Annotated in this window: 1 pseudogene; it reads left to right on the plus strand. The window is 33.7% G+C overall.

From position 1 onward, the window contains the following. A pseudogene (locus SB679_RS23325) lies at positions 1 to 371 on the plus strand (anthranilate synthase component I family protein); the annotation flags it as partial.

The following is a 371-nucleotide window of genomic DNA, read 5'->3' on the forward strand; positions in this document are numbered from 1 at the left end:
GCCTATTTGGATATACAAGTTTTGAAGCAGTACAGTTTTTTGAAAGTATCAACTTAAAGCCACAAAGCCCTGAAGTGGAAATCCCTATTCTCAGATACAGATTATACCAATATGTAATTGCCATCAACCACTTCAATGATGAAATGTATATTATTGAAAACCAAATGAACGGTGTAAAATCTGAGTTACATCTTTTGGAAAATCTTATCAAAAACCAGAACACTCCGGTTTATCCTTTTGAAAAGAATGGACAGGAAACTTCCAATATTACGAATGAAGATTATCTTGAACTGGTAAAAACGGCTCAGAAACACTGTATGAGAGGTGATGTATTTCAACTTGTACTAAGCAGAAGATTTGAACAGAAATTC

It is taken from the genome of Chryseobacterium sp. SIMBA_029, from assembly GCF_046535275.1.
Classification (GTDB): domain Bacteria; phylum Bacteroidota; class Bacteroidia; order Flavobacteriales; family Weeksellaceae; genus Chryseobacterium.